This is a genomic window from Psychrobacter sp. AOP7-B1-25 (assembly GCF_052376195.1).
GTDB lineage: Bacteria > Pseudomonadota > Gammaproteobacteria > Pseudomonadales > Moraxellaceae > Psychrobacter.
The window spans coordinates 35,951-62,527 of sequence record NZ_JBQSVK010000013.1 but is presented as its reverse complement, the minus strand read 5'-3'; the positions used below and the strand labels follow the sequence as shown (position 1 = coordinate 62,527).

Sequence of the window (26,577 nt, the reverse complement as noted above, 5' to 3'; positions counted from 1 at the left end):
TAGCATGGATATTATGAATTTTTTGAACCAGACAATTGTGATATAAGCGAGAAAGTCATTCTTACAAGACCCTGTACCTACTCCATCAGAGGCATTTATAACGTCTATCATTCGTATATAATACGTTCTATTGAACCGTATACTTTTGCTAAAATTACTACTAGATTGCGAGAGCAACATTAAACTGCTCACTTCCCTACACTTGATGATAACGCTGAGAAAATTATGAATAACCTTGCTGACAATAGTAACTTTCCAAAACCAGTAGCAGCGTGGTTAGCTGAAGGTCAATCTAGCCAGCGTGATATGTTGGAGAGCTCACAAGCTCTAAAGAGCAACTCAACCACCCCTTTCCAAGTTATTGCCTCACACCGCTATGATAGACCTGAGATTTTTGAATTCGCCGATATGATTTATCGGGAGCCATCTAACTCAACCGTAGATACTGAGACTCAAATGACGAGCGAACCTGCCATACCGCGCTGGCAGTTCGTATTGGAACACGCGCAAAAGCACAATGTAAAAGTACTACTGACTGGGCGCAATGGTATTGATTATGAAGCACATCGTGAGAAATTCGACGCTGCTGGTATTCGCTTATTAACGGGAGCAACCAGCGTGGCGGCACTAGAGTCAATCGATGATAAATTTGCTTTTATGCAGCATTGTCATACTCACAATATCCCAGTGGCAGACGCATGGCGTTTTGACAATGCCGTAGAGCTTGAGGCCTTACTAGCTGAGCATGGTGACCAACCTCTATGCGTTAAACCTGTTGTCGGTATTTTTGCACAAGGGTTTTGGCGATTAGATACGGGTAAAGCAGATAGCACTGCGTATGATAGCTTTGAACACTTATACTTCACTGAAGGGAAAAAAATCAACACTGCACAATTTGTTAACGCCTATACCAACAGCCAAATGGTACGTGAGCGCCCTATTCCAATGCTCTTAATGCCTTACTTATCAGGGCAAGAATACTCTATTGATGTCGTCTGTGAATATGGTGAAGTTCTAGCTGCTGTCACTCGTCATAAAACAGGAAAGATACAACACATTGGTTACGAGCAGTCTGTCATGGATGTCGTAATCCCATTGATTAGAGCTTTTGGCTGTGATGGCATCGTCAGTGTACAAACCAAAGCGGACAGTAGCGGTCAGCACCGTGTTCTTGAGATTAATAGCCGCCCATCAGGTGGTATTGGTTATACCTTTCATAGTGGAATTGACCTGACACAAGTTGGATTTTCTTATTGGTTGGGATTGTCAGAGAGACCTAACTTGGAGGAGAATGTTCAGCGTATTGAACCATGTCAAATACGCTCTGTTATGATGAGTGTCAAAATCGAAAAAGATGCTGAGTAAATGATTAACTAAGCATATATTTAGTTGGCAAATGATTTCAACAGGCATAAAAAAGGTTTTTAGATATGAATCTAAAAACCTTTTTTATTATCTTCACTTTTAAGCATTATTAAAAATGAGTGCTTTGAACTATTCACCAAACACTAGAGTTGCTTGCTTAGGCGCATTTTTGGAAGCAATGACCCATAGTAAACTCAATACAACTGCTGAACCAATGAAAATTATAATCGATGAAGAAATGGCACCTGCATGCGTATAGTCCATGGGCATCACATGATCAGTCATTGTCATTTCCATCGCGGCTATACCAGTATAATGCATACCACATACTGCAAGCCCCATAATGAAGGCGCTACCAAAGCGCTGTGATGTACCACGTAGATTAAATGCCAACCATAACGCAGCGATAGCAGCTGCAATAGCAATTACAATTGATAAAATAAGTAACGGGATATTGTATGTCATGGTAGCGTCCATTTGCATAGAGGCCATACCTGTGTAGTGCATAGCTGCAATACCAAGTCCAGTAAGGACACCGCCACCAATCAACTTAGCAACGCTTGATTCACCACGACCTACGATAATGATACCAACAGCAACGAAACAAACCGCGAGCAGCATTGAGACAATTGTTAGACCCAGGTCATACGTCACAGGCATTTTCATATCCACTGCCATCATACCGATATAGTGCATAGACCAAATCGCACCACCAATGGCAATCGAAGATAGCGCCACCCAAAAATATAAATCTGTTCCTGGCTTAGCGGAAGGAACTCGAATGGCAAGGTTTAAGCCAACATAAGAACCAAACACTGCAATGGCGTATGAGACCAACACCAAGAGTAAGTTATATTCAACTTCCATCATTTTTTTGCCTTTTATCTATCATTAAGAGTTGAGCCAAATAACCTTGCTTTTAACACAATATAGTGTGTCATTCGCTCATTGTTTTTGTTTCGTATAGATATAAAATTATCTATGTATCATGTTTTCTACCCAATGGTAAATTCACATATATTGGTACTGCCTGCGCCGCAATTAGTTTCTTCAACTTGAATCACATCTATAGCAGGATTACTTGCCAAAAATCCCTCTATATAGCCTACGATAAAATGACAACCTGAATGAGTATGGTCTGCTGATTTACAAAATGAACATTTGATTAAATATACTACATTGTTCTTTGCCTTAACTTTAGACAGTTTTTTTAAGGCTGGCACAAGCTCACGCGTGATAGTAGTAGGCATCTTAAGTGGGCTACCAAGTGAATAATCGCGTTGGTAAATACCGCCGCCAACCTTACGACCTAACTCCTGCAATGCAGTTACACGTCGCTCAACAGGCAAACTATCCTCATACTGACTGACAATATCTGCTATCTTAGGATAGTAGGCACCAATGGCTGATAAGACACTTTTTTCATCTAAGACTTTTTTTGCAGGCGCGGCTGATGAACCCCCTTCTTCATCTATTTCTAAATTAAAGAGTGTACATCCCTCAATCGAAGACAAGTCATCGATTAAATCTTCCTGCGTCTTAGACCCCAAACTTCTTGCGATCACATGAATGATATTACCACCATTCTCTGAAGCTTCTTGTCTTTGAGAAACCAACTGATAACCCGCTTTGATGAGCGGCGAAATAACATTGACCAAACGAATACGTTCAGAAGACGTTTCTAATGCACAAGAGAATTTCACAGAGCACTCCTTTTCTTAAAATACTGCTACACTTTCTTATATCAAGCTATCTAGATAACCAATTAATAAATAACGTTTCAAAAGTTCGCCCTACTGGCTTTCTCACAATATAAAATATATGCAGAATTCAACCACATAACAGTTTTTATATATCTTTTGTATTATAAGAGATGGAATAGATACAGCAGACAAAACTTCGATTTTTGTAATTATCAGGCATACAAGCGCGCTAATTACTAAAAACTTATCAATTAGAAAATAGCAATAATTCCGAAAATAAGATTGAAATAAACAAGTTTGAACCAAATACTGTTTTTAAACTTTTCAGATAACACTTGCTCACGTTAAAGTTACTAAACAGCAATAGATTTTGATTGTATTATTACTGGAATTTTGTTTTGTAGCAATACAATATATTACTTCGTCCGATAAGTGGCTACATTAGCCGACAAATGGCTAGGCTATTGAGCTGTATAGTTATTTATTAAAACTAATCAAAATTTGAAAGATGTTTCTAAACTATTTAAATCTTGATTGTATAATTAATCTTAATTACTTATTAAGCATTATGTTAATATTTTCTTTTTGCAAAAAAAGTTTAAAGTAAAATTAAAACCCTTTATGCATTTAGGTTTTAGTCATGATAATGAACTCATTAAATAATAAAGATAACTATAAGCGTTAGAAGAAGCCAAGGAAATTTAATGTCGAATCAAGTTGATTTAATACTAGGTGCTAATACTGTTATCACAAATACAAAATGTTCGATCGCATTTTCTACTGATAGTACGCTTAAATTTGGCCAGCAACTTGGGCTATTATGGTTACCATTAGATGCTAGCCGCAAAGCAGTTTGTAGTCCTGCTTATCTGCATGAACCCAAAGAATGGGCAAAGCTCGATAATAAAGATAATCCAAGCGTATGGCAGTTAGATTTGCCCCAGTTATTTGATCAGCAAGACGTTAATTTCTTACAACTGATTGCTTATGTTTATCATGATCCAAGCCTAAACTTGCCAGCGGTAGAGTTAAACGACGTAAGCCTCACGCTCAACAACGGTGATATTTACTATAACTTCACAACAAACGAGCGGCATGTCAAAGCAGCGATTATATTAGAGATATATCAGCGTAATGGACAATTTAAATGTCGGGCGCTTGGTGAGGCATCAACGCAAGGTTTAGCAAGCGTTGAGCATCATGTACAGGTTAGCTTAGATGTTCGTCCACCTAGTACACATGCACTTATTCAAGACGCTCAGCAGCAGCGTATTCAGCCAAATAATGACGCTCGCCCACCTCGTCAAGTACAAGCAGGTGAGACTTGGACGGGAACAGCATTTGCTATTGACCTCTATCATCTATTGACCTGCTATCATGTGATTGAGTCAGCAGCGATGGTTGGCATACGTCAGCAAGGTCAGCCTGATCGCGAAGCACAAGTCGTGCTCAGCGATATCGGGAGCGATTCAGCCATTATTAGAGTTAGCGACCCTTTGCCCAGCTACCTCCCATTGGCGCAGCAGTGTGTTGACATATTGGGTGAGACCATTACTACATTAGGGTTTCCGTTATCAGGACTGAGTAGCCAACTACAAGTTACCCAAGGCTGCATCTCAGGATTGACAGGATTAAATAACGATATCCGTCATATACAATTCACTGCGCCTATTCAGCCCGGTTCTAGTGGTAGTCCTTTATTACTACCGACTGGAGAGGTGGTCGGCATGGTCACATCAAGCCTAGTTCATGAGCATGCACAAAACATGAACTATGCGGTGAAATTTCAGTTATTATCTGCCCTACTGGCGAGCGCTGGCATCAGTTTAAAGAACACGACTGATTTAACAAGCGCTACGCCTCTCACAACACCTCAGTTAAGTAAGCAAAGTCGCAGTGCCTTATGGCTAGTTGGCTGTCAGGGTTAAAAATCTACAACGACATATAAATAAAAGTGCCAAGGAAAATAAATGTTAAATGAGCAACACAGTACGACCATCACCCTACCCCGTGGTACGCTAGATCTGACTTATCAAACTAACTCAGCTATCAATACAAATGGCGCTGAAAAACGCGACAGTTATCAATTAGAAGATTTACTCGGATTTGCCCAACGTATTAATCCAAAACGTGCGTTTTTATTTGTATCAAAAGTGCTAGGTCGACATATTCCAGTAGTGCCTAATATCATGCGTAGTGCTTTCACCGACTTGGCAAACTTAGTACCTAGCGATTTACCTCAACCTATTCTAGTCATTGGTATGGCAGAGACTGCTGTGGGTCTATCTGCTGGTGTTCATCAAGCGCTACAAACGCGCTATCCTCAAGCGCTACTATTGAACTCTACTCGTCATGCACAGCACGGCGAAAGTAGTGATCCGAACGGTACCGACTCCTTGCTAACGACATTTTGTGAAGACCATAGTCATGCTAGCCAGCATTTGATTTACCAAAGCAAAGATAGCGTTACTCAATCGCAGCTACTGGCCAGTAAAACGCTGATCATGGTCGATGATGAAGCATCAACGGGTAATACCTGCGTTAATGTCGTCACTGCGCTGCGTAACGCAGGACTGACCCAGTTAGAGCAAGTGCACCTAACAACATTGGTCGATTGGTCATTAGATCAAGAAAAACCCAATTCACAGTCGAATGCTAAGCCTGCACGTATGGCGGATCGTCTCGCTGGTATTGAGTTTCATCGCCATCATTTGCTGTCTGGCGCATGGCAATGGACAGATGCACCCAATCCTGAACCTATTACCATGCCATCGGTTGATACCACTGCTGCTGGCAGTCAAGCGCTTGGTCATACTGGTAATTGGGGCAGACTTCCAACACTAGATAGTACAGAGGGGTTTAGCAACTATCTTTCAAGCTTCCAAACTGCTTTTACGCACTTCAAGGGTCGAGAAAACTTCGATGTTACTCAGCTACCAAAAAAAATCTTAGTATTGGGTAGCAATGAATTTGTTTGGTTGCCTTTTTTGTTGGCTGAATGGATTGAGACAGAGTCTAAACAGCTCAACTCTGACATAAATCCTATCGTTAACTTTAGCGCATTAACCCGCTCTCCAATTGCCCTTGGTGGCGCAATAAGCACGATGCTTAGATTTAGCGATAATTACGGACTTGGTATGACCAATTTTGTTTACAACGTTGAGCCTATCAATTGGGATTTGATTGTATTGTGCGTGGAGACATCAACTGATAGTGTGGATGCTATGTGGCAAGGTTTGGATAACGTGCTGGTGGTGAGTCCTAGTCATTAAACTGCTCTATCACCTTCAAACCTATTATTTATGGACAATGTCATGACTACCCCATTTTTCACAGCCAACCCAGATATTATCAAGCCTTATGCCTTAATGGATTTGGACGATACGCTATTCCAAACCCAGCGAAAAATTGACGCATGGGACTTGCCCACTACTGAACCTGAAAGCTTGGTATGTGCGACGGTCAATAAGCAAGACGAGCCGCTAAGCTTTATGAGTCAGCGCCAAGTAACCTTTTTTAACTGGCTACTTGCTAGCACTGAATTAATTGTAGTGACTGCACGGGATCGTAGTGAGATCAAACGTGTCAAGTTGCCTTTTGATAGCTGGCAAGTATTGACCCATGGGGCGATTATTTTAGCGTCTGACGGAAGTCTTCTGAGCAGTTGGCAGCAGTATATGTATAATAAGCTTGCGCCATTGCAGGATAAATTGAATCAACTCAGCCAATTGTTTGCCAGTCATAGTAAAAACGATCAAAGTCATCTGGTATTCACACCGCATATCGATAGCTTTGACAATGGTATTGTTGATGAAGAGTTAACGATTTATCTGGCTATTAAACATGCGCAAAAAGACCATCAAGCGCTTATAGATTTGGCTGAGAAACTACCAAATTTGATACGTGATTTTGATCAAGATTTCTATGTGCATGTGAATGCTAATAACCTAGCGATATTGCCCCATGCGGTACATAAACGCTATGCAGTGGAATTTCTATTAGAGCATCATTTAGACCATCAGCGTCCGAGTTTTGGTTTTGGTGATAGCTTAGCTGATCTGCCTTTCTTACAGTTATTGGACTGGTACGGCATGCCTAACCATGGCCAATTACATGATCAGTACTAGCCTAAATCGTCAGGCTAAACCAGCAGTTTCAACCGCAGCCACGCAAATCCACTGTTATTATCACGAGTGCTATTATTTATACTATGACTTTACCTAATATGCAGACAAAAAGAGCCGATTTAAAAAACTATGGCTCAGGCAGCTATTTTGCAAGCGACGTGACTGTCCTACTCGATATGGTGGATAAGAACGCAGTTGCCGATGTGCCAGTCAGTCAAAAAGAAGCGCTTATCCAAAGCGGGCAACGCCATTACTCTGACATGCTGACTTTAGAGCAAGCACCTACTACAATACATGAGCAGCTATACATACAAGCATTAGAGCAAGGCTCAACAAGAACCGCGACCGATATCGCTCATTTATCTCATACGCTACATCATGTTTTTCAGAAAAACGTGAGTGATGAGCATCCACTGGTTTTGGTCAGTTTGGTACGAGCTGGTCTACCAATCGGCGTATTATTACAACGTGCACTGTCAGATACAGATAGTAGCTATCACCTGCCAAGTACACATTATGGCATCAGTATCATTCGAGACCGTGGTCTTGATCCTGTGGCCCTGCAAATGCTATTGGAAGCCTATCCAAACAGTCCAATTGTATTCGTTGACGGCTGGACAGGTAAAGGCGCTATTTATCAAGAGTTAGCTCGTAGTCTAGAAACGTTTAGCGATTCTACTCATGTTAATTTTGCCAACATCTTCCATCAAGGCGCTGACGTCATTCCGTTACTTACTCTTGCTGATCCTGCTGGCGTTGCTTGGTTGGCAGCAAGTGAAGAAGACTGGCTAATCCCGTCGGGTTTATTAAATAGCACCGTATCGGGGTTGATTTCGCGGAGCTTATATACAGAGCCGTCATCAGGCCTGCATCGTAGTGTTTTCTATGATGACTTAATTGAGGTAGACCACAGCTTGGCATTCATCGACCATATTGATACAGCAAGACGCTCATTAGCTACAAATCCAATATGTTTATCGACCTATCAGAAACCACGCTACCAGACTGCTGCGTTAATAGAAACACTGGCAGTAGACTATGATATCAGCAATCGCAACCGTATTAAGCCGACTATTGCCGAGGCAACACGTGCCATATTGCGCCGTGATCCCGAACGTATATTACTCGCCACGGCTGAGCATCCTGATACCGTACTGCTACGCCATTTATGTGCACAACGAAACATTACTATCAGTGTATTAGGTGATAAAATACTGCCTTATCAAGCCATCACTCTTATCAAACAACGCTCCAAAGATAATTAGTATGCTTAGCAATATTAAATACTTTCTTTTTTATTCTCTTACTACCCTCTACTTATGATGCCAACTATGTCAGATATTCAAAACCGCAAGTCGGACTTTTACAGTGATACCCAATCTTACGCACATCTGATTACTGAGCGTCATGCGATGATCAAACCGTGTACGCACCACCCATACCAGCTAGGGGCAAGCCTATACATGCCTGCAACTCGGCAAGATATCTGGCAAGTAATCAAGCGTGACAAGTTACCAACGATTAATAGTATTATTATTTGTTTAGAGGATGCAGTCAGTCAGCAGGACGTCGAGTTGGCGCTTGAGCGTTTGCGAACCCTGCTCGAGACATGGGCAGAGCATGTGAATAGCATCAATGCGCCATCTAAATCAGCAAAGGTTCATGCTCAGCACCCTACCCGTCCACTAGTCTTTATACGTCCACGTAGCCCAATGATGCTACAGCAATTGGCTGATTATACTCATATCGATCTAATCGATGGTTTTGTTATGCCAAAAGTTGATATGTATAGCCTCTCTAACTGGCGTATGGCTTGTCAGAACCTAAAAGTAGATCAGTTACTTATGCCGACGCTTGAAACTGCAGCACTGTTTAATCCGCATCATAATCAGGAGCTTGCCATCGCTTTTAAAGAAGCATTTAGCCAGCCAGTTTTTGCATTGCGTATCGGTGGTAATGACTTATTTGCAGCATTGCGCTTACGTCGCCCGAAAAACAGCATTGTTTATGATTCACCTATCGGCACGTTAGCATATCAAATGCTGGGCTGTTTTGTGCCGCATGGTTTTTACCTTACCGCGCCAGTATTTGAATACTTGGATCAGCCGACACTGTTTATGCAGGAATTGAACCGAGATGTCAGCTTAGGTATGGTGGGCAAAACTGTCATTCACCCAAGCCAAATCGCCCTAGTACAACAGGCTTACTGTGTGCCATTGAGTACACTTGATGAAGCGCAAGCGATCCTTCACTCTGAGGCCAAGGCGGTGTTTAAATACAATAATACGATGTTAGAACCTGCAACACACCGCGCTTGGGCAACTGAAATTGTCAATCGTGCAGAAGCTTTTGGAACTATTAATGACGGGCATAGCCAGTACAGCTCACGAATGTAACTGTCATCATTGATTATAATCTCTGTCTATCGTCTAACAACTTGCACCATGCAAAAAGCCGCTATCAAATAACAGGTAGCGGCTTTTTTATATAGATATTTGCTTAGGAGTTTTTATAGATATGAGCTTTAAAGCGCTCGAGCGATACCTATATTAAGCACAACTTTCCAAAAACTGACGAAGTACTTGATTCACTTGATCAGGCTCTTCTACTGTCGATGTATGACCCGCACCTTTGATGATAGCGAGCTTGGACCCAGCAATAGCAAAATGCATGCGTTCAGATTTGGCATAAGGCGTGGCGGCATCTTCATCACCAACCACGATCAATGTTGGTGTTTCAATATCACCCAATTGCTCATAAGTACCTGTACGCTCAATAACGCCCATTGTTGCTTTGACCACGCCGCCCTTGCGATTACTTTGTAGCATTGTCAGCCACTGCTTACGGTCAGATTTTCGTAGTTTGTCTGCCAAAAACGTACTACCAAACATGATTGGCATCACTTTATTACTCACACGCTTCATACCTAGCCAACGAATGGCTTTGACCAGTTTACGGTACTGCGGTACGTTCTTTGGATCTTCGGGGTCAGCAGAGGTCTCTAACAGCGTTAATGACAATAACAACTCAGGATGTTTCAGCGCGATACGTTGCGCCACGAACCCACCCATAGATAGACCAACAAAGTGACATTTATCAATACCAAGTGCTGCAAGTAAGCCAAGCGTATCATCAGTCAGCGTCTCCATATCATAGCCAGACTTGGTAATCTGCGACTGACCTTGCCCGCGAAAGTCAAAAGCAATACAACGATAGTCTGCTTGAAAATGCTCTACTTGCTTGTCATACATCTGTGAGCTCCACAGTAGACCGTGAGCAAATACGATAACGGGCTTTTGTGTGTCGTTCGGTGCACTGTCCTCGTAATAGATATCAACATTATTTACAGTAATAGTTGGCATAACCACATCCTTGTTTGATCAATGAAAAGTTCGAGCATACCCTTGTGTCTTTTACGACTCTTTGACGCTCAGTCTGGCATATTAGCATAATCTATTGGCCCTTTAGGTCATAGCCTTTTTACGAGCCAGTCGTTTTGTCTCATTAGCTAGCATCAGCTTTTACGATAGAATAGTAAAGTTTACCAGCATGTAGATATGTCTTAAGCGCCCACAAAACAGGCTTTTATAATCTTAACAAACTGCTATAGTAATCAGCATTAAATCATTTTTATACCATTAACATTGATACAAAACATTAAAACCGTCATTTAAAATAAGGAAATATCGAATGTCACAGTCTCTCGTCGATTATCAAGTTGAAGGTCATATTGCTACTATTACTTTTAATGATCCAAAAAGCTTAAACGCTTTTGGCACACCCCTAAAAAACAACGTACTAACGGCGCTGGATAAAGCAGCTACAGATGATCAAGTACGGGTGATTGTTTTGCAAGGAGCTGGTGGTAACTTCTCAAGCGGTGGTGATATCAAAGAGATGTTGTCTGAAGGATTAGATAAAGATGTTATCTCAAATAAATTAAAAGGTATGGTAGAAGGCGCAGGCGAAGTCAGCTTAAAATTACGTCATATCCGTAAACCGATTATTGCCAAACTAGAAGGCGCTGTGGCTGGTGCGGGTATGAACTTAGCCCTTACTTGTGACTTTCGTATTGCCGCAGACAATGCAAAGTTCGTACAAGCGTTTGTTAATATCGGCCTAGTTCCAGATGCGGGTGGAATTTACTTATTAAACCAATTGGTCGGTGCAGCAAAAGCTACTGAACTTGTGATGCTGGGTGATAAACTCAAAGCAGAAGATATGGCGCGTTTAAATCTAGTGAACAGCGTGGTAAGTATTAACGAGCTAGAAGCCACTGTACAAGCATTGGCGCTACGATTGAGTCAGCTACCAGGTAAAGCCTTAGCATCTATGAAAGAGAGCTTCAATGTGCATGCTTTTGCTGGTTTAAGCAATGCGCTAGATATGGAAGTTGAACAACAGACGACGATGGCAAAAACTGATGACTTTATCGAAGGGGTTAGCGCCTTTATCGAAAAGCGTAAGCCTGTTTATCAAGGTAAATAACACGTCAGTAAGCTATTCAATCGGACAACTGAACTTGTTTCGATTAGACAGTTTATAGTGATACCATAAAAAAGGGCTGCCAATATGGTAGCCCTTTTTTAGTCAATATCTTTAATTAAGAAGCGGTCGCAGGTTTAGAATGATTAGGCAAAGTAAAGACCTTGTCAAAAATCAGAGTAAACGTAAAAGTATAAACTAAGAAAAACAGCAATAGCGCGACTTCCATCATAAAGGCTTTTACTAGACCAACATCGTACCAAATCATATACAGTGGTAAGCAGATCAATACTAGCCCGCCTTCAAACCCGAGAGCATGAGCACTGCGTATCCATAACGTACGACGTACAATACGCCTGCGACGTTCCCACGCTTCAAAAGCAGTATTATATATAAAGTTCCAAACGACGGCTGCCACCGACATCAACACAGCCACAGGTAGGGACTCTGATGCGTCGCTATGACTGAGTTTCATCAATATTAGAGTAGATAAGATAATCGCGATGATTTCAAAAGCTGTCACATAAACTAAGCGACGTTTAAGTGGTGATAAGGTCATCAACCAAGACTCCAAAGCACATAAGTGCGTATCAAAGTATCGGTCCGTCCCGAGTTAGAAAAGAGAGGTCAAGTGCATAGCCACGGTTTCTGCCTGCCCATACATTATACAGAAAATAGGTCAAAAAATCATTGAGCACATTTGTAAACAGACGTAAGCAGCTTTATTAATGTTTAGCACCTGTTTGAGTCCAGACTATTTTGCTGGCAGACCCCATTTATTGGTTTCAGGTTTGGTATCACTTACTAAAAATACCAATAATATAATAGAACCTATCAGTGGCACTATCCCTATCAAGAACCACCATCCTGAGCGGCTAGTATCATGTAAGCGGCGGATAGTCACGGCAAGACCAGGTAAAAACAAACCAAGCACGACCACTATATAAAACAAACCTGTTTCTGAGCTAAATACTATTGCGTCTAGCAGCATTGCCGTAATCATCACACCCACTTGTACTAGGAAAAAATACCAATACTCTTTACGGCGAGCGCGGCCAGAAAAATTTGTATAATTTCTCATACCCTTTTTAAACCAGTCAATGATGCCATAGTTCGCTTCAGCGCTATGGTTGTTAGCCATCGTAGATCTAGGCAATGGCGGCGGTGTCGCTTTGTCAAGCTTGATATTATTTTCCATAGGGCTTTTTATCTCTGTCGTGAAAGGTAGAAATCGTCAATTAGTATGATCAACAATTGGCTTTGATTATAGGTACTCAATAAAAGTTTGTAAATAAATACTATCGTCAATCCTCTATAAAAGAGTGACAGCGTCAACCTCGCTTGAAGTAACACATATACATCTGTACTCGGTTGCCTTGTCTCTCTTTTAAATCGAATCAACTATATTTATCTTAGGTTTTTTAACAAGAAACCCCGCATCATGACGATACGGGGTTCTTTTATTTTTAAGTATAAACTTTTACGTATTCAGCTTCTAATCTTGAAAGCTTATATACTCAAGATTAGGTCAACTGAGCAACGTTGATTTTGTCTGCTTCTTCAGTATAGTCTTCCATACGGTCGAAGTTCATGTATTGATAGACTTCATCACCCATGCTGTTTAGCATGCCAGCATACTGCTGATACTCATCGTTAGTCGGCAGTTTACCAAGTACCGCTGCGACTGCTGCAAGCTCTGCAGAAGCTAGGTATACGTTAGCGCCTTGACCTAGACGGTTCGGGAAGTTACGGGTTGAAGTCGATACCGCAGTAGATTTCGGTGCGATACGTGCTTGGTTACCCATACATAGTGAACAACCTGGCATTTCAGTACGAGCGCCAGCTTGAGCGTAAACGTTGTAGTAACCTTCTTCCATCAACTGGCGTGCATCCATCTTGGTAGGTGGTGCAATCCATAGACGAGTTTTCAGGCTACCTGCTGGTACGTCTTGTAACAATTTACCAGCGGCACGGAAATGACCGATGTTAGTCATACATGAACCAATGAATACTTCATCAATGGTATCGCCAGCGACGTCGGCTAGTGTCTTAGCATCATCTGGATCGTTCGGGCAGCATAGAATAGGCTCTTTAATCTCGCTCATATCGATAGTGATGTCGATAGCATATTCAGCATCGTCGTCAGCACGCATGAGGCTTGGGTTAGCCAACCACTCTTGCATTTGCTCAACGCGGCGGCTAATAGTACGTGCATCGCCATAGCCCTCTGAAATCATCCACTTAAGCAGCGTGATGTTCGAGTTTAGATACTCAGTTACTGAGTCTTCAGACAATGTGATAGTACAGCCAGCAGCACTGCGCTCAGCTGATGCATCAGATAGTTCGAACGCTTGCTCAGCGGTCAAGTCTTCTAGACCTTCGATCTCAAGAATACGGCCGTTGAACTCGTTGATTTTACCTTTCTTATCAACCGTCAAGTAACCTTCTTTGATCGCTTGATAAGGAATCGCATGTACTAGGTCACGTAGAGTGATACCAGCTTGACGCTCACCAACAAAACGAACACGGACAGATTCAGGCATATCAAGTGGCATTACACCAGTTGCAGCTGCGAAAGCAACTAGACCAGAACCCGCTGGGAACGAGATACCCATTGGGAAACGAGTATGTGAATCACCACCAGTACCCACTGTATCTGGAAGTAGCATACGGTTCAACCATGAGTGAATGATACCATCACCTGGACGCAAGCTTACGCCGCCACGGTTCATGATAAAGTCAGGTAGTGTGTGCTGAGTCTCAACGTCAACTGGCTTTGGATAAGCAGCGGTGTGACAGAACGACTGCATCACGAGATCCGCTTGGAAACCCAAACATGCCAAATCTTTTAGCTCATCACGCGTCATCGGACCAGTCGTATCCTGAGAGCCGACAGTTGTCATTTTAGGCTCACAATACATACCAGGACGTACGCCTTCTAGACCACAAGCTTTACCAACCATTTTCTGTGCTAGCGTGAAGCCCTTACCAGTATCGGCTGGTTCTTCTGGCTTAGCAAATACGTCTGAATGACCAAGACCCATGTATTCACGAGCACGATTGGTCAAACCACGACCAACGATCAATGGAATACGGCCACCAGCACGAACTTCATCAAGCAACGTTGGTGAGTTCAATTCAAACGTTGACAAGACTTCGTCAGAATCATGCTTAGTGATTTTGCCTTCGTATGGATAGATGTCAAACACATCACCCATGTTTAGGTTATCGACAGCAACTTTTTCGATTGGTAATGCGCCAGAATCTTCCATCGTGTTAAAGAAGATAGGTGCGATATTGTTACCAAGTACTAGACCGCCACCACGTTTGTTTGGCACGTTAGGGATGTCTTCACCCATCAACCACAATACTGAGTTGGTTGCAGACTTACGGCTAGAACCCGTACCAACGACATCACCAACATACGCCAACTGATGGCCTTTTTGCTTCAGCTCTTCAATTTGCTTCATTGGGCCAACAACGCCCTCTTCGTCAGCATTGATGCCGTCGCGAGAGTTTTTGTGCATGGCTAGTGAATGCAATGGGATATCAGGACGGCTCCATGCATCTTGCGCAGGTGACAAGTCATCCGTATTGGTCTCGCCAGTGACTTTAAACGTCGTGTAAGTGGTTTTTGCTGGTACTTCAGCGCGGTTCAAGAACCATTCTGCGTCAGCCCAAGACTGGATCACTTCTTTAGCAATAGCGTTGCCAGCTTCTGCTTTTTCAGTCACATCGTTGAACGCATCAAATACGAGCAAAGTCTTTTTCAATGCTTCAGCAGCGTCTTGAGCAACTTCGCTATCATCTAGTGCAGCAACTAGTGGCTGTACGTTGTAACCACCTTGCATCGTACCTAGAATTTCGACCGCTTTTTTCTTGCTGATAAGAGGCGATGATGTTTCACCTTTCAAGATCGCAGCCAAAAACGCTGCCTTAACGTATGCCGCTTGGTCAACACCAGCAGGAATACGGTTTTCTAGCAGGTTCATCAAGAACGCATCTTCGCCTGCAGGTGGGGTTTTTAGCAATTCAACCAACTCTACCACTTGTTTCTCGTTCAATGGTAGGGGTACAGTTCCTAGCTCAGCACGTTCTTCGACATGTTTACGATAAGCTTCTAACACAATAGTCGTCCTCGTCAGTTGGGTTTAGCACATTACGTGGGTAGTCAGCATGACAGCCTTCGTCTATATACTATAGGGAATAATTATCCGTGCAATCATATCTTAAAACGCTTTAAATGTTAATGGCTCAGCTCTGAAAAGGCGCATAGTAAGGCCATATCGAACATTTATTATAAAAATAGTGCCATCAATAATATGATTGTAGCGCTTATTATAACTGGTATTTGCCTGTTTACGCTTATCAATAAGCACTTGCTTTATGACTAAAAGTCACCATATGACTGTTATACGCTTTTGTAAAGACTAACTTCAACAACATCTGGCGTAAAAAACGTCGCAATATCGATTCATTAGCAGTCGAGTTGACACAATATTAAGGAGACGGTATGAGTGATAGCAATACGGACAATAGTACTAATTATGACAATGGTCTCAAGGTCCGTACCGAGGTCATGGGTGCGCAACATGTGAAACGCTCACTTGATGCTGCCACAGGGTTTACCCAGCCGCTACAAGACTGGATTATCAAACATGCTTGGGGCAGTACTTGGCAAGATAATTCGGTATTACCGCGCAAGTATCGCTCATTAATCACCATTGCCTTTTTAATCGCCCAAAAAAGCCCAAACGAATTGAAAGGTCATATACGCGGCGCCATTAATAATGGCGCTAGTGTCGCCGAGATTAGAGAGGTGCTGATGCACAGCTTGCCGTATTGCGGTGCACCCGCCACTCAAGAAGCATTTCGCGCCGCCATAGATGTACTGAATGAGATGGAAATTGATATAGATATTTAAAACTATGGTCGTCAAAGCAATCGTAGTAACCTTAACGAAATCGTAATCTTAACAATATTGTTTAAAAGTTGACGACCAAATTTCTGCTATAATATCTGCACTCATAAAACATTCTGACAATTCCATAAACCCTTATAATATAAAGGGTTAAGAGATAACTCTATTATGACAACTGCCGTACAAACACATGTACCTACTGCTAGGGCCAAACCAAAAAAAGCCATTCAAGGTGAAAAGCTGCGTGGCTATGACAAAGTTGCACGTATCCCAATTAAGGTCATCCCGACTGTTGAGGCAAAGAAAAAGCCTGATTGGATTCGGGTAAAAATGTCCTCACCTGCTGAAGTTGCTCGTATCAAAGCAACCTTACGTGAACAAAAGCTCTATACTGTCTGTGAGGAAGCCGCCTGCCCTAACCTGCCGCAGTGCTTCGCTGATGGTACAGCAACCTTTATGATCATGGGTGATATCTGTACTCGTCGCTGCCCATTCTGTGATGTCGGCCATGGTCGTCCAAATAAGCTAGACAAAGATGAGCCGCGCCATACCGCTGAGACTATCGAAGGCCTACAGCTTAAGTATGCAGTAATTACCTCCGTCGATCGTGATGATCTCAAAGATGGCGGTGCTGGACATTTTGTAGAAGTGCTAAATGAATCAAGAGCGCTTAGCCCAAACTGCTTGATTGAAATCCTAGTACCAGATTTCCGTGGACGTATGGATATTGCATTGGATTTACTGACAGAGACAGCGCCAGATGTATTCAACCATAATATTGAAACTGTACCACGTTTATATAAAGCGTTCCGTCCAGGCTCTGACTATCAGCATTCACTAGATCTGCTTAAGATTTATAAGGAACGCCGTCCTGATATCGCAACTAAGTGCGGCTTTATGGTTGGCTTGGGTGAAACCGAAGAAGAGGTTTATGCACTACTCGATGATCTAAAAGCACATGATGTAGACATGATTACGATTGGTCAGTATCTACAGCCTAGTAAAAACCACGCACCTGTCGATCGTTATGTCCATCCAGACGAGTTCCAACGCTATATGGACTACGGCAAAAAGATTGGCTTCTTTAGCATTTGGGCAGGTCCAATGGTACGCTCAAGCTACTTTGCAGATCGTCAATATTATGGCGAAGATTGCCCAGCACCTATCCGTAGTAAAAAAGCGCTAGAAGCTGAAGGCAAACTTGGCTGCTAATCGTAGAGGCTAATTTGGCAGTACAGTGATGTGAAAGTACTTGTGAATAACTGTCGCTAAAACATCTACTAAGATAATTGCTAACCATATAAAAAGGGTGAATAACAAATTTGTTATTCACCCTTTTTTAGCTTTAATAGTTCTATAAAAGGTTTAAACCCAATACTTTACACGGTTAAAGTTGGCGTCGGCTTTCCAGCTGTTTTTATATTAAATACAGCAATACCAAGAACAATCACCCCACCGATAATACCTGTGATCATCTCAGGATAGATCAATAGTAAAGCACCGATAGTCAAGATGACACGAGTTACCGTATTCATACCGCCTCTGAAGTACCCTTCAAGTGCTGAGCTTAACGCGAGCACCCCAGTTATCGACGTCACTACTACCGTAATGATTTCCACAATTGGCGGCAATGGGAAGTCTTTTGCTGTCACTGCCAAACCTGTTGGATCTATCATCAACATCGTTGGATTATAGATAAACATAAACGGCACGATAAAGCCAGCCAATGCAAGTTTGAGAGACAAGAATCCTGTCTTCATCGGATCACCACCAGATATACCTGCACCCGCAAAGGCAGCTAGACAGACAGGCGGTGTGATATTGGCAAAGATACCAAAATAGAAAACAAACATGTGTGCTGATAAGATTGGAATATCAAAACCTGCCAATGCTGGAGCAGCCATCGTTGCCGTAATAATATAGGCAGGAATAGAAGGCAACCCCATGCCCAATACCATTGACGCTAGCATCGTTAAAACAAGCGTGAAGAATAGTGATCCTGCGCCTAGCGTCACAATAGATGAGGTCATTACTGTACCAAAGCTGGTCAGGCTCACAACCCCAATAATAATACCAACAACCGCACAAGCAGCCATTACCGCTAGCGACTGACGCGCCCCATCTTCTAATGCGCCTAAAATATCAGACAATCCCATGCGAGTCTCAGCACGTAGCATACTGATTAGCACAGTAAAGCCAATGGTATAAGCCGCTGCGTAACCCACAGGCACGTTTCTGATTAATAAGAAAATCAAGAAAACAATCGGTAATAGCATGTGACCGCGTGCTTTTAACACTTCTTTTACTGCTGGTAAGCTGTCTTTGGCAATGCCTTTTAGATCGCGACGTCCAGCGCGGAAATGTACCTGAGCTATCACGCCTACATAATACAACACAGCTGGCAACAGTGCCGCTAAGGCAATCGTACTATACGGCAAGCCTGTTGTCTCAGCCATAATAAACGCACTAGCACCCATAATCGGTGGCAAGATCTGCCCACCAACCGAAGCACTAGCCTCCACCGCACCTGCAAAATCTTTGTGATAGCCGACTTTTTTCATCAGCGGAATGGTAAAGGCACCCGTGCTAACGACATTTGATAAAGCTGAGCCATTGATACTGCCCATAAAGCCACTAGAAATCACCGCTACTTTTGCAGGACCACCTTTTTTATGACCGGCAATTGCCAATGCCAAATCATTAAATAACTGACCCATTCCCGAACGTGCTAAAAACGCGCCGAAAAGGATGAACAAGAAAATAAAGGTGACCGATGCACCAATCGCAACAGAATACAAACCTTCCGTCTTTAGAAATAACTGGCCGAAGATATCACCCATATCATAAGGGCGAGTCAAAAGCCTGTCTGGCATAAAATCCATATGACTGACAAATGGATAGGCCAAAAATATGCCTGCTAAGATTGGTAAAATCCAACCTGTGATACGGCGACTGCCTTCTAATACGCAGACCACAGTGATCAGTGAAAATATCACATCCATCTGATTTGCCATTCCGCCGCGTGAGGTCACAATATCTTGATACTCATAAATGAGGTAACCCATACCAGACAAAGATAGAGCAAACCATATCCAGTCATACCATGCGACTCGCTTACGGCTGCTTTTCTTGCTAGCTGGAAAAATTAGGAATATCAATGCAAAACCAACAGCCACGTGTACAGAGCGCTGAAGTAAAGCTGGCATCGGATTAAAGGTGATATATAAGTGAAAGAGTGAGTAAAGGATACAAATACCAGCAATAAAATATTTTACTGGTCCTTGAGTGATATGGCGCGTGATTGACTCTCGGTCATATTTTTCCAATACCGCTCGGTTAACAGCATCAGCATCTTTATCAATGTCAGCATCTGGCGTAGTATTCACACTACCTTGATCCGTCACTTGGGAGTTCATGACAAAAGTCCTTTTTAAATCTATCAATTAAATCATACGTCTTGGGCATGATTACTACTTCAGAATAGTCTGGTACCCACTGGTGAATCAAGAAACGATGGCCACCATAATCTATTTCACCCTTGGTCAGTCTAGATATAACCCAATTAAGGCGAGGTAGCTTTTCGTTGATTTGATAACCCAGATAGCCAGGCTTTTGTATAGGAGCAAGCATTTCGGTGGAGGGTGTCCCCGCACCGAATGCTTCGAAATAAGTAGTAGTTAGTAACAGCTCAGCATTCTCTGGACTACTGCCGTCTATGCGTTGATACTGCTCTTCCCACCACTGTTTTTCTACTGAATGTATCCAACGTAGCTGAAACTCAGGCTCGACAAAGTAACAAATTTTATCGTCAGCACCATCTACGCCTGCGACTCGCACTTCAACGACAGACTGAAGCGTAAAGCCTGTCCATAGCGTAAAAAAAACCAGCGCGGCAATAAATGCCGCGCCAGTTGATAGCCATAGCGAATTATTTGGCTGCTTGTTCGTCATAGTACTTTTTAGCGCCAGGATGAATTGGAGCGACCATACCGTTATTAGCAGTTTCTAAACTGATATCATTGGCCGCTTGGTGAGCTGTCTTTAGACCGTCCAAGTTTTCAAACAATGCTTTGGTTAATTTATAACCATCATCTTCAGATAAATCAGAGCTAACCAATAGTGCATTCATGATTGCTGCAGTTGGAATCGCTACTTCGTTACCATAAGTATCGGCTGGAATCTCAAAAGTTTTGAAGTAAGGCTTGGTCGCAATAATTTCTTTTAACGTGTCTTGGTTGATAGTGACAATCTGTAAGTCCAAGCCCTGCTCTAGCTCCATCAAAGATGAATTTGGTAGACCACTACTAAAGAATGCCGCTTCAATTTTACCTGCTTTCATGCCATCAGCGGCTTCAGCAAAGCCCAGATAATCAACAGTAACATCATCATATGTGATACCAAACCCTTCAAGCAAAGTACGAGCATTTACTTCGGTACCAGAACCTTGATCACCTACAGCAATACGCTTGCCTCGTAGATCTTCAATGTTTTTGATGCCAGAGTCTTTTGAGGTCACGATTTGTACGACGTTAGGGTATAGAACAGCAATCTGTTGAATGTTAGTAATTGGCTGCTCAAAGTTGTTTTTGCCTTCGACAGCATCCGTAACCACGTCACTTAGTGCCAAGACCATGTCGACCTTGCCTTGGGTCAATAGATTGACGTTTTCAACTGATGCGCCAGTAGTTTGAGTTTTTGAGTTTACCCCAAAAGTTTTGACATAGACTTCAGATAATGAAGTGCCAATGATGTTGTAAGGACCAGATGCACCACCAGTAGCGATGGTAAGGAATTTTGTATCTAGCTTATCGGTTGCAGTAGCAGCGCTATCGGTTGCAGTACTTTCTGTGGCAGTACTCTCACTGCTTTCTGAACATGCTGCCAGACCTAGCGTGGCACTTAGCATAGCTGACAATAGCAATGGAGACTTTAAAGAGTTAAGCATGGAATTCATCCTTGAAATAATCGATTTTATACGTTTGGCAATATTCGTATTTATACATAAATACGTTACAGACGAGTAATAATATAGTAATTCTATCAATAAATAAACCTTGGCTTACTTTCTCTTTTTCTTTCAATATCTTATATTTAAAGCTGTCTGAGAAAATTCTCGTTATTCACTGATTCAACTAACGCTCGTTTGTTTTGCTATGCAGAACATTGTTCCAATAATTTAACATTATTACAAGGATTCGCGCTATTGTAAACCTTTATCGATATCTAACAAGTACCGCTATGGTGCAGTATTTTTGAGGATATTTTACCTAGGTCAACTCAATAAGCGCTTTCAATTTATAACCACAGGGACAAAAGTTCTGCTATATTTTATCTAACCTATTTTTGGTTCATAGGTATTACATGGCGCTAGTTTGTGCCTCTCTTTTATCAACCCATTTGGATAGTCCTTATGACAATACCTAACACGGAAGTACTGGCACCATTATCTGCTGATATTGCTATCATCGGTGGTAGTGGTCTCTATCAAATGTCGTCACTGACCAACAAACGCGGTGTGACGATACAGACGCCTTACGGCAGCCCATCTGATGATATTGTCTTAGGTGAGCTTGAGGGAGTGACCGTTGCTTTTTTGACGAGGCATGGTCAGGGCCATAGACTGACCCCGTCTGAAGTGCCTTATCGTGCCAATATCTATGCGCTAAAAACTCTAGGGGTGCGTTATATCGTTTCTGTATCAGCTGTTGGCTCGTTGCAAGCGCATCTTAAGCCATTAGATATGGTCGTGCCTGATCAAATGATTGATATGACCAAGCAGCGAGTGAGTACCTTTTTTGGTGAAGGTGCCGTCGCCCATGTGTCGATGGCAGACTCACTATGCCCTGCCCTAGCAGAACTCTTGACGCGCGCTTATGACCAAGCAGATATTGTAGAAGGCACCATCCATTCTAAAGCAACTTATATCTGTATCGAAGGCCCTCAGTTCTCAACTCGGGCAGAGTCAGAATGGTATCGTCAGATGCAGGCAGATATCATTGGTATGACAAATATGCCAGAAGCCAAATTGGCTCGTGAGGCCAGTATTGCTTATGCTACATTAGCTCTGGTGACAGACTTTGACTGTTGGCATCCGACTGAAGAAGCCGTCAGTGCTGACTATGCCATAAAGAACCTAATGAAAAATGCGGATAATGCACAAAAAGTGATACAGGAAGCAGTGGCTTTGATTGCCGCTGAACTGCCTGATTCAATTGCTCACAATGCCCTCGCACAGGCATTAGTCACACCTATAGATACGATGGACGAGCATACCAAGATCAGATTAGCCGCTTTGCTGACATAATCTGGATGCGTATTCTCTACTTTGAATAACTGCTGCTAATCGGTTTAATTTTAATAAGCTGTCTTTAATCGTATCAAAAAAAGACCATTATCTGAAATAATGGCCTTTTTTGTAGTTTATCATATATGTTTGAAATATATACTCAGTTCACAACTTTGATATTAGCAACAACCGCCCAAGCCAGCTGCCGATATCATAGGTTGATTAAACGGCATTAGCTCACCGCAACCTGCAAAAATCCCGTAGTGACGACTGTCATCACCGATAAACTCAAAATGCGGCGCAAAGCGCGATTCTTGTAGCATTCGGAACGTATTACCACATACTGGAAACACGCGCCCAACTTCGATAGCATGATGTTTATCGAGATCAAACCGATGCGGAGATTGCTCGATAGTTCCTTTATATATCACCGCTTGTCCATGATCTTCGCAAGCATCCTCAAGCGAGTCAATTTTAAATAAGCGGTAAGTCGCAGAGTAAAACTGAATATCACCAATTTTAGCCGCCAACACAGGATCTGTAATCTCAAGTGGGCGATCTTCAACTAGGCGAGGATCCAAGAATCCTGCATCTCGTGACAAACGGTTAAAATCCTTCCAATACAATGCGCCACTTAAACACTCTCCATATAAAACTGGATCTTCGATTAGGTGTTGCGGGATGCGGCGATCGGCATAAACGTCAGAAAAATAAAACTCACCGCCAGGCTTAAGCAGACGCTGCACACTAGCCATGACTGCCGCTTTATCTGGTGATAGATTAATAACGCAGTTTGAGACGATGATATCAAAGCTACCAGCCGCCAGATCTAATTCATCTAGCTTCTCGATATAACCATGCAAAAATGTCACATTATCATAACCGAACTTATCGACATGATAAGCTTGATGCTGTTTGGCAACGGCCAACTGCTCATCAGTCATATCAACACCAACTACATGCCCACTCTCACCAACCAGTTGTGCTAATGCATAGACATCTCGACCTGTACCACTGCCCAAGTCTAAAATTCGGCAGCCTTCCAGCAATGCTGGACATACTAGACCACAGCCATAGTAGCGACTCAATACCTCATCGTGGATATTTGCCAGTAGTGGTTTGAGCCATTCAGGCATATTGCTAATATCACAACAAGCTGAAGTCTTTAAATCATCGGTACTCTGTAACTCTTTACCATAGTAATCCTGTACGACGTCATGCATAACAATATCCTTATTGAATGTGCCATCCGGTTAAAAGACTTACCAAACGATCTTAGAATATACAACTACCTTAGTGAATTTATTAACCTAATTGTCAATTATCTATTATCAACTGCCACCGACTTTGATATGAGAATCTAGCCAGCCTGACGGTAAATGTTTTAGATCTTTCGGCTCATCAATATCATGCAAAGGATCAAATAACGCCAGTGTCCAACCTAATGCTGCTATACGCTGCTTAGTGACAGCGGCTACACTAGCAGTGCTCCAGATAATATCCGAAAACAGGCTTTCATCAACTTGCTTGAACCCCAACAACACATAACCACCATCAGTCGCTGGAACCATGACCGTATCATGTTGATCTAATTGCCTTACCACTGTTTGAATACACGATACCGTGAGGCTAGGACAGTCCGTACCAACTAACACAACCTTTTTAAAATGTTGCAGTGCGCGCTGACTGGCCACCAACATACGCAAACCCAAGTCACCATCAGTCTGAGCAGACCAGCGCAGCGAGTTGGGTAAATCAAATACTTGCCAGCATGAATCTGTTGGTGCTGGACTCACGCATAACTCAACGGAAAAACCAGTATCAATAGCCTGATCAATACTATGTAGCAGCAACTGCCTCGCCATACGTGCAGCACCTTCTACCCCTAACGCTGGCTGCAAACGGGTTTTTGCCTTATTGGGCGCTGGATACTTCGCAAAAATAATGATGCAAGTATCCTGATGTCCTGCAAATGAATCAGTTGTCACTATAACTGTCTCTCAATCGGTCGAATGCATCAGTATGAACGCTTTCTTATCTTACCTATCATATTAATAAAACAAATAACTTTACGACTTGTAGTAGCGTTGCTTTAAAACGTCAGGCGATACGCCGCGCCAATAATCAAAGCGCAGCTGCCACATCAAAAAAATCGTCCGCCACGTGCCATGCTGCTGCCAACGCCTCGCTGAAGTCTTAACTTTACTTTTTAGACAAGCTGGTCGAGCAATCTTTTTTAGCCGTTTACACAGCTCGATATCTTCCATTAATGACTGATTAGGATAGCCACCAATCTGCTCAAATACAGATTTTTTGATAAATATTGCTTGATCGCCAGTGGCTATCCTCATTAGGCGTGAGCGCTGGTTTATCATTAGTCCCACGATTTTCAACAATGGACTATGGCTATCTAAACGCACATCAAAGCGTCCCCAGTCGTACTGAGCCATTGCCTGTTGAACATTATCTATCGCGTCGGCTGGCAGCTCGGTATCAGCATGTAAAAATAGCAACACATCACCCGTGGCTAACATAGCGCCCACATTCATTTGCTGTGCGCGCCCAACTGTAGAATCGATAACATGCCAGTCAATGACTGATTGAGCAGCCTCTGTACGTTTGAGCAAGCGGTTGGCGACCGTAACTGAGTCATCTACCGAACCTCCATCGACCAATATTACTTGCTGCGGTGCTGGATCAAGGCTGACAATGTGAGCCACAAGCTTAGGTAAGTTATCCGCTTCATTTAATAAAGGAACGATGATGGAGAGATTCAATAGATATACCGTCACGTTAATCAACTAATTAAGGATTAGAAACTGATTTATTTTTTGTTCAAATTCCAGTTGTAATCGGTATAGCTTATTTTTATCTTGCCTTGTTTGAGATCTGCTGTCTGAGCTTTACTCAACCCTAATGACGAGCTATAACGACCCAAAAACCCTGCTAAATTTTTTGTGCCACGCCAGTTGGTTGCAAAATCTTCTTTATACCATTTAAAAATTGGCGACACTCTTAGCGTATTGCCTTTAAGACTGTTGCGGCTACTGTCTGCTAAAAACTTAGACGTTGCCTGCTCTAATTGACTGTCTAAGCGCTTGCCGGTAAAGGCATCATCTTGCAGGGCTGGACAACCAATACTGGCACAATTGACCGCAAAGTGAATACGCGGATCGTTGTAACGTTTAGAACCACGAATCAGATTGTGCTCGATATCATCAAGTGAGCGCGTCTTGCCGAGTACCGAAACAAAATCTTGCTTCCATGGCGACCCTAATAATCCGCCAATGTCTTTAATAGATTTGACGTTTGGATATTTCGTCAATACCAAATCAACCGTACCAGCGTTATAAACATTGATTAAAAATGCCAACTGCTCGTTTTTACTCCAACGATTGAACTCTGATTTAGATACCTTGCTTGTTGCCTCCAGATAGCTTGTCAGCTTACTTTTATCTGCCTTCATGCCAGCATAATTGACCACTGAAGCTTTGCCACCATTGGTCATGGTCACGTGCTTATTTAATAAGCTATCCCAGCTCTGATGATTAAAGTCAGCATGAGCGGCCACGCTTGCTAATAAAATAGTCGTGGCAATCACTGGTTGTGCGAACAACGTCTTCGCTGAAAAATTAAATACTGACATAAGGCTTACTCCGTTTACACTGATTGTTTTTGTCTAGGTTGTTT

23 protein-coding genes are annotated in these 26,577 nt (G+C 42.5%); 10 read left to right on the top strand and 13 right to left on the bottom strand.

Annotated features, from left to right (window positions below; genetic code table 11):
* Positions 1-225: 225 nt before the first annotated feature.
* Positions 226-1,365, top strand: a complete 1,140-nt coding sequence (locus ACT3QR_RS10665) for an ATP-grasp domain-containing protein (RefSeq protein WP_444521328.1) — start codon at positions 226-228, stop codon at positions 1,363-1,365.
* Between the two features lie 129 nt (positions 1,366-1,494).
* Here the strand turns inward: ACT3QR_RS10665 and ACT3QR_RS10660 are convergent, their stop codons facing one another.
* Together ACT3QR_RS10660 and ACT3QR_RS10655 are read right to left on the bottom strand one after the other, a co-directional pair.
* Positions 1,495-2,235, bottom strand: coding sequence for an MHYT domain-containing protein (locus ACT3QR_RS10660; RefSeq protein ID WP_444521327.1), 741 nt, complete (start codon positions 2,233-2,235; stop codon positions 1,495-1,497).
* A 125-nt stretch (positions 2,236-2,360) separates the two neighbouring features.
* Positions 2,361-3,068, bottom strand: a complete 708-nt coding sequence (locus tag ACT3QR_RS10655; protein ID WP_444521326.1) for a hypothetical protein — start codon at positions 3,066-3,068, stop codon at positions 2,361-2,363.
* 704 nt (positions 3,069-3,772) lie between these two features.
* Between ACT3QR_RS10655 and ACT3QR_RS10650 the strand changes: the two genes are divergently transcribed.
* From ACT3QR_RS10650 to ACT3QR_RS10630, 5 genes are all read left to right on the top strand, one after another.
* Positions 3,773-4,996: a S1 family peptidase gene (locus tag ACT3QR_RS10650; RefSeq protein WP_444521325.1), complete on the top strand. Its 1,224-nt coding sequence runs from the start codon at positions 3,773-3,775 to the stop codon at positions 4,994-4,996.
* Between the two features lie 42 nt (positions 4,997-5,038).
* A complete protein-coding gene (locus tag ACT3QR_RS10645; protein WP_444521324.1) occupies positions 5,039-6,340 on the top strand; it encodes a phosphoribosyltransferase domain-containing protein in 1,302 nt (433 codons plus the stop codon).
* 42 nt (positions 6,341-6,382) lie between these two features.
* On the top strand, positions 6,383-7,195 hold the full coding sequence (locus ACT3QR_RS10640; protein WP_444521323.1) for an HAD hydrolase family protein: 813 nt from the start codon (positions 6,383-6,385) through the stop codon (positions 7,193-7,195).
* Between the two features lie 98 nt (positions 7,196-7,293).
* Positions 7,294-8,460: a cysteine protease StiP domain-containing protein gene (locus ACT3QR_RS10635; protein ID WP_444521322.1), complete on the top strand. Its 1,167-nt coding sequence runs from the start codon at positions 7,294-7,296 to the stop codon at positions 8,458-8,460.
* 66 nt (positions 8,461-8,526) lie between these two features.
* Positions 8,527-9,591, top strand: coding sequence for an HpcH/HpaI aldolase/citrate lyase family protein (locus tag ACT3QR_RS10630; protein WP_444521321.1), 1,065 nt, complete (start codon positions 8,527-8,529; stop codon positions 9,589-9,591).
* 153 nt (positions 9,592-9,744) lie between these two features.
* On the opposite strand, the gene ACT3QR_RS10625 is transcribed toward ACT3QR_RS10630, so the two are convergent.
* Positions 9,745-10,557: an alpha/beta fold hydrolase gene (locus ACT3QR_RS10625; protein WP_444521320.1), complete on the bottom strand. Its 813-nt coding sequence runs from the start codon at positions 10,555-10,557 to the stop codon at positions 9,745-9,747.
* A gap of 328 nt (positions 10,558-10,885) precedes the next feature.
* Here ACT3QR_RS10625 and ACT3QR_RS10620 point away from each other — a divergent pair, with 328 nt between their 5' ends.
* Complete coding sequence (locus tag ACT3QR_RS10620) at positions 10,886-11,683, top strand: enoyl-CoA hydratase/isomerase family protein (RefSeq protein ID WP_444521319.1); 798 nt, start codon at positions 10,886-10,888, stop codon at positions 11,681-11,683.
* Between the two features lie 115 nt (positions 11,684-11,798).
* Here the strand turns inward: ACT3QR_RS10620 and ACT3QR_RS10615 are convergent, their stop codons facing one another.
* The 3 genes from ACT3QR_RS10615 to acnB form a co-directional block, all read right to left on the bottom strand.
* Entirely contained in the window at positions 11,799-12,239 is a 441-nt protein-coding gene (locus ACT3QR_RS10615) for a PACE efflux transporter (protein WP_444521318.1), read from the bottom strand.
* A 195-nt stretch (positions 12,240-12,434) separates the two neighbouring features.
* The gene (locus tag ACT3QR_RS10610; protein ID WP_444521317.1) at positions 12,435-12,878 is read right to left on the bottom strand and encodes a DUF805 domain-containing protein; all 444 of its coding nucleotides are present in this window, start codon (positions 12,876-12,878) and stop codon (positions 12,435-12,437) included.
* A gap of 325 nt (positions 12,879-13,203) precedes the next feature.
* Positions 13,204-15,807 (bottom strand): bifunctional aconitate hydratase 2/2-methylisocitrate dehydratase, encoded by a 2,604-nt coding sequence (gene acnB, locus ACT3QR_RS10605; RefSeq protein WP_444521316.1) that lies wholly within the window; start codon positions 15,805-15,807, stop codon positions 13,204-13,206.
* A gap of 386 nt (positions 15,808-16,193) precedes the next feature.
* Here acnB and ACT3QR_RS10600 point away from each other — a divergent pair, with 386 nt between their 5' ends.
* Together ACT3QR_RS10600 and lipA are read left to right on the top strand one after the other, a co-directional pair.
* On the top strand, positions 16,194-16,604 hold the full coding sequence (locus tag ACT3QR_RS10600; RefSeq protein WP_444521315.1) for a carboxymuconolactone decarboxylase family protein: 411 nt from the start codon (positions 16,194-16,196) through the stop codon (positions 16,602-16,604).
* Between the two features lie 165 nt (positions 16,605-16,769).
* Positions 16,770-17,813 carry a lipoyl synthase gene (lipA, locus tag ACT3QR_RS10595; protein WP_444521314.1) on the top strand — a complete coding sequence of 348 codons (1,044 nt, stop codon included), beginning with the start codon at positions 16,770-16,772 and terminating at the stop codon, positions 17,811-17,813.
* 167 nt (positions 17,814-17,980) lie between these two features.
* Here lipA and ACT3QR_RS10590 read toward each other — a convergent pair whose 3' ends face one another.
* Genes ACT3QR_RS10590 through ACT3QR_RS10580 form a run of 3 tightly spaced genes read right to left on the bottom strand, consistent with a single transcriptional unit; the run spans position 17,981 to position 21,546 of the window.
* Positions 17,981-20,017, bottom strand: a complete 2,037-nt coding sequence (locus tag ACT3QR_RS10590) for a TRAP transporter permease (RefSeq protein WP_444521313.1) — start codon at positions 20,015-20,017, stop codon at positions 17,981-17,983.
* Positions 19,989-20,552, bottom strand: a complete 564-nt coding sequence (locus tag ACT3QR_RS10585; protein WP_444521312.1) for a DUF1850 domain-containing protein — start codon at positions 20,550-20,552, stop codon at positions 19,989-19,991. Before ACT3QR_RS10585 ends, ACT3QR_RS10590 begins: the two co-directional genes overlap by 29 nt.
* The gene (locus ACT3QR_RS10580) at positions 20,530-21,546 is read right to left on the bottom strand and encodes a TAXI family TRAP transporter solute-binding subunit (RefSeq protein ID WP_444521311.1); all 1,017 of its coding nucleotides are present in this window, start codon (positions 21,544-21,546) and stop codon (positions 20,530-20,532) included. Before ACT3QR_RS10580 ends, ACT3QR_RS10585 begins: the two co-directional genes overlap by 23 nt.
* A 465-nt stretch (positions 21,547-22,011) precedes the next feature.
* Between ACT3QR_RS10580 and mtnP the strand changes: the two genes are divergently transcribed.
* On the top strand, positions 22,012-22,905 hold the full coding sequence (gene mtnP / locus ACT3QR_RS10575; RefSeq protein ID WP_444521310.1) for an S-methyl-5'-thioadenosine phosphorylase: 894 nt from the start codon (positions 22,012-22,014) through the stop codon (positions 22,903-22,905).
* A 161-nt stretch (positions 22,906-23,066) separates the two neighbouring features.
* Here mtnP and ACT3QR_RS10570 read toward each other — a convergent pair whose 3' ends face one another.
* From ACT3QR_RS10570 to ACT3QR_RS10555, 4 genes are all read right to left on the bottom strand, one after another.
* On the bottom strand, positions 23,067-24,110 hold the full coding sequence (locus ACT3QR_RS10570; RefSeq protein WP_444521309.1) for a methyltransferase domain-containing protein: 1,044 nt from the start codon (positions 24,108-24,110) through the stop codon (positions 23,067-23,069).
* Between the two features lie 108 nt (positions 24,111-24,218).
* Positions 24,219-24,875 (bottom strand): TIGR04282 family arsenosugar biosynthesis glycosyltransferase, encoded by a 657-nt coding sequence (locus tag ACT3QR_RS10565; RefSeq protein ID WP_444521308.1) that lies wholly within the window; start codon positions 24,873-24,875, stop codon positions 24,219-24,221.
* 81 nt (positions 24,876-24,956) lie between these two features.
* Positions 24,957-25,664: a TIGR04283 family arsenosugar biosynthesis glycosyltransferase gene (locus ACT3QR_RS10560; RefSeq protein WP_444521307.1), complete on the bottom strand. Its 708-nt coding sequence runs from the start codon at positions 25,662-25,664 to the stop codon at positions 24,957-24,959.
* 47 nt (positions 25,665-25,711) lie between these two features.
* Positions 25,712-26,533, bottom strand: coding sequence for a DUF547 domain-containing protein (locus ACT3QR_RS10555; RefSeq protein ID WP_444521306.1), 822 nt, complete (start codon positions 26,531-26,533; stop codon positions 25,712-25,714).
* Positions 26,534-26,577: the final 44 nt, after the last annotated feature.